Here is a 6,032-nt window from a genome sequence, read left to right on the forward strand (position 1 = left end):
CGCCGCAGCCGACCGGCGACCCGGCCGCGGTGCCGGACGCGCCCGCGCAGTCGGCCGGTGCGCCGGCGGCTCCCGTGCAGCCCCCGGCACCGGTCCAGACCCCGGCGCAGCCCACGCCGGGGGGCGTGCCGGCCGGGTACCACGAGTACAAGGACCCGAGCGGCTTCTCGGTCGTGCTGCCGGACGGTCTGCAGCCGGCCTCGTCCGACGCCAACCGGCGGATCTTCAAGAACGCGGCGGACGGCAGCCAGCTGCGGATCGAGTGGACCACGTCGCCCGGTGCGAGCGCGGTCGCCGACTGGCAGGAGTCGGAGCCGAGCGTCCGCGGTCAGGTCACCAACTACCAGCGGCTGAACCTGGCGGCGATCACCTACCGGCAGTGGAGCAACGCCGCGGACTGGGAGTGGACCAACGGCACGCCCAGGATGCACTCGCTCAACCGCGGCTTCGTGACCGGGACCCCGGCCAAGTACGGGTACTCGATCTACTGGATCGTCCCGGACGCCGAGTGGGCCGCCCAGGCCCCGGTCCGGGACGTCGTCTTCAACAGCTTCCAGCCCGCGCCGTAGACGGGCTCTAACCGATCAGGCGTTGCTTGGCGCGGGTGAACTCGTCCTCGGTGAGGGCGCCGGAGGTGCGCAGGGCGGCCAGCCGTTCGAGCTGGTTGATGAGCTGTTCGCCGGTGGCGGCTCCGGCCGGTTCGGCGGGCAGGGCCTTCGGGGTGTTGCGGGCGGTGCGGGCGGCGGCCCGGAGCCGCTCGGCGAAGAACTCGGCCTTGACCACGTCCTCGAAGCGGTGCGAGCCGGTGAGCGCCACCACCAGGAGCACTTCGCCGTTGAGCTTGGTGCGGGTCACGGTGACGTCGCTGACCGCGGCGAGCGGAACCGGGACCGGCGGCTTGCCGTCCTTCAGGAACAGGAGCCGATGGGTGGTCAGCACGAGCACTCCCTTGCGGAAGTGCTCGGGGTGGCGCCCGGCGGTGGAGGCGACCGGTTTCTCGCCGTCGATGACGGTCGCCTCCATGGCGCGGACGGCCTCGGCCTGGTTGGCCTTGCTGCTGTTCCCGGACGCCTCGAGGGCGGTGTCGATCAGATCGGTCCAGTCCATGGATCGAGCCTAAGGGAGCCGCTCAGTAGGCTGGTCGGCGAGCGAGAGGAACTGGCATGCGAGGCGGCCCCGAGCTGTTGCTGGCGGGACGGTACCGGCTGACGGACCGTCCCGGACCGCTGAGCGCCCACGCGGTGGACGAGCGGACCGGAGAATCGGTGCTGCTGAGCGCCCTGGAGCTGCCGGGGCTGCTGGCGGTGGGGCAGGATCCGGAGGACGCCGCCGCGGCGCAGGCGGACCGCCTGGTGCGGCGGGTGGCGGCGGTCGGTTCGGCCGCGCCGGTCGCGCACCCGCGGCTGCTGCGGGGGGTCGGCGCGTTCGTCGAGGGCGAGCTGCTGTGGACGGTGGAGGAGCGGCCCGCCGGGTGGACGGTGGCCGAGCTGCTCGCCGAGGGGCCGCTGCCGCCCTACCGGGCGGCCGAGTTGGCGGCGGACCTGGCCGGCGCGCTGCGGGCGCTGCACGCGGCCGGGCTGACCCACGGCGACCTGACCGCGGAGTCCGTGCTGGTCTGCGAGGACGGTGCGGCGATGCTCGGCGGACTGCTCGCCGGGGTGGCGCAGGAGGCGCTGGCCGAGGAGCTCGGCGGGCCGGCCGGGCGGCGCCGGTACGAGGTGCGGGCGACCCTGGTCGGCCCGGTGGCGGAGCGTTGGCCGCTGGACGGCGGCCCGGCGGGCGACTGCTGGGCGCTCGGGGTGCTGGTGCAGCGGATGGTCACCGGCCGCGCGCCGTACCCGGAGCGGAACGTGCCGGAGCTGGTGACGGCCGTACGGGACGGGCGGCGCGAGCCCTCGGTGGTGTGCGGGCCGCTCGGGCCGCTGGTGGAGCGGCTGTTGCAGGCCGATCCGGTGCGGCGGCCGACGGCGGAGGCGGTGCGCGGGGAGCTGGCGGAGCTGCTGGCGGGGGCGCCGGAGCCGGTCGACGAGGAGCGGGCGGCGGCGGTCGCGGTGCCCGCGCCGCCGGAGTCGCGGCAGCCGCGCCGGCGGGGCGGGAGGACCGGGGGCCCCGGGGGCGGCAGGAGTGCCCGAAAGGGCGGGAACGGCGGGGACTTCGGGGCAGGAAACGGTGCGAAGCCGCCCCGGATACCCCCGGCCCTATTGGGCCCGCTGTTGGTCGGTGGAGTGTTTGCGCTGCTCGCGCTGGGAATTGTCGCGGTGGTGCTGTTCGCGGGCTGACGATCCGCCGGGATTCCGGTCCTGCGGTTCAGCGGGTGGGCGTGATTACCCGGGGCGGCAAGGTGCGCCTAATGTGTGCGTGGGATTTGTTCGAACAGTGGTCTGCACCAGGCCCTCCGTCGCTGTGACGGCTGGCGGAGTGTGTGGGGGAGCGGGCGCAGATGGGCGTGCAGGACCGGCCGGAGGCGGCCGAGGCGGAGCGGTTGCTGGCCGGGCGGTACGAGCTCGGCGAGCGGCTCGGCCGGGGCGGCATGGGCACCGTCTGGCGGGCCTGGGACCGGATGCTCGACCGCGAGGTCGCGGTCAAGGAGCTGACCGTCAACCACCTGCCCGAGGAGGACCTCCAGATCCTGCACACCCGGATGAAGCGCGAGGCCAGCGCGGCCGCGCGGATCAAGCACCCCGGTGTGATCACCGTGCACGACGTGCTGGAGCAGGACGGCCGGCCGTGGATCGTGATGGAGCTGGTCGACGGCCGCTCGCTGGCCGACGTGATCAGCCAGGACGGCACCCTGCAGCCGCGCGCCGCCGCCGAGGTCGGCAGCCAGGTGCTGGCCGCGCTGCACCGGGGCCACCAGCTGGGCGTGCTGCACCGGGACGTGAAGCCGGCCAACGTGCTGCTGGAGCGCGGCACCGGGCGGGTGGTGCTGCTGGACTTCGGCATCGCGAAGTACGAGGGCTCGACCGAGCTGACCCGGCCGGGGGACCTGGTCGGGTCGCCGGACTACCTGGCGCCGGAGCGTGCCCAGGGCCAGCGGCCCGGGCCGGCCTCCGACCTGTGGGGCCTCGGGGCGACGCTGTACGCGGCGGTCGAGGGCCAGTCGCCGTTCCGGCGGGATTCGCCGATCACCACGCTCGCCGCGGTGGTCGACGAGCCGCTGCCGGAGTCGCGGCGGGCCGGGCCGCTGGGGCCGGTGCTGGCCGCGCTGATGGCCAAGGACCCGGCCGAGCGGCCCACCGCGGACGAGGCGGCCAGGATGCTGGCCGAGGTGCAGGCCGGGCACACGATGGGCCTGAAGTCGGTCGCGGCGGTGCGCACGCCCACCCGGTCGGTGCCGGTGGTGGACCGCAGCGACGGCCCGGTGCCCGAGGCGGAGCCGGCCGAGGGCTCCGAGGAGCCGACCGAGCCGAAGGCCGCCGCACCCGCCGTGCCCGCCGTCCCCGTCGTCCCCGCCGTGCCCGCCGAACCGGATACCACCGGGGGCGCACAGGCCGCTGCCCGGGCGCACACCGGGCCCGTCGCGCCGGTGCCGCACTCCGTCACGCCCGAGCGGGGACCGGCCAAGCGCCGCAGCCTGCTGAAGATCGTCGGCATCGCGGTGGCCGTCGGCCTGCTGGCCGCCGCGGGCACCTTCCTGGTCACCCGGCACGTGGTCGGCGGCGACAGCCCCAACGACCCGACGCCGACCGCCGCGGAATCCACCGGGCCCGAACCCACCAGCGACGCCACCCCCGCGGTGGCACCGCCCAACGGCTACCACTGGGTCGACGACCCGGCCGGCTTCCGCTTCCCGCTGCCGAACGGCACCCCGCCCTGGCAGCGGATCAGCGCCGGCGACAACCAGATCTTCTACAGCCCCGACGGCAAGGTGCACTACCTCCAGTTCGCCGTCACCGTCGGCCAGTCGGTCAAGCCGCTGGAGCACATGCGGCAGATGGAGGCCAGCGTCTCCAAGTCGCTCAAGGACTACAAGCAGCACCGGATGGCCGGCACGGCGGTGAAGGGCCAGGAGGCGGCGGTCTGGGAGTTCAGCTACCTGGCCAAGGAGGGCGGCCGCCGGCGCGCGATCGAGACCGAGTTCATCAGCCAGGACGGCACCAGCTACGCGATCTACTCGTCCAGCCCGGAGCGGGGCAGCGAGTGGAACGAGGCCGAGCAGCGCTTCTACGCCGTGCTCAACAGCTTCACCCCGACCCGCTGACCGGGGCCGGTCGAGGCGCCCGCTTTCACCCGACTGCGGCAGATTCTTGTTACCGACGGGTACCGGACCGGGCGCCGAACGCCTAGGCTGCGCCGTATGTCGGACCTCACAGCAGACGCAGTGGCCACCGAACACCCCGGCACGGGCAACCCGGCGGCACCCGGCGGCGCGCGGACCGTCGCCGCGGCCGTCCCGCCGTCCCTGGTCGCCAAGCTGGCGACCGGCGTCACCGCCACCGGCGAGCCCGACCTGGTGGAGACCGTCGCCCCGCTGACCGGCGAGCGGCTGGCCAGCCTGCCGCAGTCCACCCCGGCCGACGTCGAGGTCGCCTTCCAGCTGGCCCGCCGCGCCCAGACCGCCTGGGCCGCGCTGCCGGTGCGCCGCCGGGCCGCCGTCCTGCTGCGCTTCCACGACCTGCTGCTCAAGCGGCAGGACGAGGTGCTGGACCTCGTCCAGGCGGAGACCGGCAAGGCCCGGCTGCACGCCTTCGAGGAGGTGCTGGCCGTCGCCATGGCCGCCCGGCACTACGGGCGGGCCGCGCACGGATACCTCCGGGACAAGCGGCGCGGCGGCGCGCTGCCGGTGCTCACCCAGGCCGTCGAGGCCCGCCGGCCCAAGGGCGTGGTCGGCCACATCTCGCCGTGGAACTACCCGCTGGAGCTGTCCGTCGGCGACGCCCTGCCCGCCTTCGTGGCCGGCAACGCGGTGGTCAACAAGCCCGACACCCAGACCGCGCTGACCGCGCTGTGGGCCCGCGAGCTGCTGATCGAGGCCGGGCTGCCGGCCGACCTGTGGCAGATCGTGATCGGCGACGGCCCGGTGATCGGCCCCGCCGTGGTGGAGCACGCCGACTACGTCTCGTTCACCGGCTCCACCCGTACCGGCCGCGACGTCGCCCAGCGCGCCGCCGCCCGGCTGGTCGGCGCCTCGCTCGAACTCGGCGGCAAGAACGCCATGCTGGTGCTCGCCGACGCCGACCTCGACGCGGCCGCCGCCGGCGCCGTGCGGGCCTGCTTCTCCTCCGCCGGACAGCTGTGCATCTCGATCGAGCGGCTGCTGGTGCACCGCTCGGTGGCCGACGAGTTCCTGGAGCGCTTCGCCGCCCGCACCCGGGCGCTGCGCCTCGGCGGCGGCCTCGCGTACGGCGCCGACATGGGCTCGCTGGTCTCCGTCCGCCAGCTGGAGACCACCACCCGGCACGTCGACGAGGCGGTCAAGGCGGGTGCCACCGTGGTCGCCGGCGGACGGGCCCGGCCGGACCTCGGTCCGTTCTTCTTCGAGCCGACCATCCTCGACGGCGTCACCCCGGACATGGCGGTCTGCGCCGAGGAGACCTTCGGCCCGGTCGTCTCCGTCTACCGCTTCGACACCGACGAGGAGGCGGTGGCCGCCGCCAACTCCACGCCGTACGGCCTCAACTCCAGCGTCTGGACCAGGGACCTGCGGCGCGGCCGGACGGTCGCGGCCCGGCTGCGCACCGGCACGGTCAACGTCAACGAGGCGTACGCCGCCGCGTACGGCTCGATCGCCTCGCCGATGGGCGGGATGGGCGATTCCGGGCTGGGCCGCCGGCACGGCGCCGAGGGCATCCTGCGCTTCACCGAGGCGCAGACCATCGCGACCCAGCGGCTGATGCCGATCGCGCCCTCGTTCGGCCTGGACGACAAGCAGTTCGCCGCGGTGATGACCGCCGGCCTGCGGGCGCTCAAGGCGCTGCGCTTCAAGTAGGCCCGCTTCACGTGGGCCCGCTTCACGTGGGCCCGCTTCACGTGGGCCCGCTTCACGTGGGCCCGCTTCACGTGGGCCCGCTTCACGTGGGCCCGCTTCACGT

4 protein-coding genes and 2 pseudogenes are annotated in these 6,032 nt (G+C 74.8%); 5 read left to right on the forward strand and 1 reads right to left on the reverse strand.

Annotated features, from left to right (window positions below):
* A pseudogene (locus ACFVGO_RS39105) lies at positions 1–569 on the forward strand (hypothetical protein); the annotation flags it as partial.
* Positions 570–576: 7 nt separating this feature from the next.
* Here ACFVGO_RS39105 and ACFVGO_RS39110 read toward each other — a convergent pair.
* The gene (locus ACFVGO_RS39110) at positions 577–1,107 is read right to left on the reverse strand and encodes an SHOCT domain-containing protein (protein ID WP_359911231.1); all 531 of its coding nucleotides are present in this window, start codon (positions 1,105–1,107) and stop codon (positions 577–579) included.
* Between the two features lie 56 nt (positions 1,108–1,163).
* On the opposite strand from ACFVGO_RS39110, the gene ACFVGO_RS39115 reads away from it, so the two are divergent.
* From ACFVGO_RS39115 to ACFVGO_RS39130, 4 genes and pseudogenes are all read left to right on the forward strand, one after another.
* Positions 1,164–2,279, forward strand: coding sequence for a protein kinase (locus ACFVGO_RS39115; RefSeq protein WP_380636923.1), 1,116 nt, complete (start codon positions 1,164–1,166; stop codon positions 2,277–2,279).
* Between the two features lie 161 nt (positions 2,280–2,440).
* A complete protein-coding gene (locus tag ACFVGO_RS39120) occupies positions 2,441–4,201 on the forward strand; it encodes a protein kinase (RefSeq protein ID WP_380636925.1) in 1,761 nt (586 codons plus the stop codon).
* A 96-nt stretch (positions 4,202–4,297) separates the two neighbouring features.
* A complete protein-coding gene (locus ACFVGO_RS39125; RefSeq protein WP_359911240.1) occupies positions 4,298–5,929 on the forward strand; it encodes a succinic semialdehyde dehydrogenase in 1,632 nt (543 codons plus the stop codon).
* Between the two features lie 12 nt (positions 5,930–5,941).
* Positions 5,942–6,032: pseudogene (locus ACFVGO_RS39130) on the forward strand (pentapeptide repeat-containing protein); the annotation flags it as partial.

It is taken from the genome of Kitasatospora sp. NPDC057738 (genome assembly GCF_042798815.1).
Lineage (GTDB): Bacteria > Actinomycetota > Actinomycetes > Streptomycetales > Streptomycetaceae > Kitasatospora > Kitasatospora lactacystinica.

Coding starts and splice junctions, on each gene's coding strand:
- ACFVGO_RS39110 (WP_359911231.1), bottom strand. CDS start 1,107: ATGGACTGGACCGATCTGATCGACACCGCCCTCGAGGCGTCCGGGAAC.
- ACFVGO_RS39115 (WP_380636923.1), top strand. CDS start 1,164: ATGCGAGGCGGCCCCGAGCTGTTGCTGGCGGGACGGTACCGGCTGACG.
- ACFVGO_RS39120 (WP_380636925.1), top strand. CDS start 2,441: ATGGGCGTGCAGGACCGGCCGGAGGCGGCCGAGGCGGAGCGGTTGCTG.
- ACFVGO_RS39125 (WP_359911240.1), top strand. CDS start 4,298: ATGTCGGACCTCACAGCAGACGCAGTGGCCACCGAACACCCCGGCACG.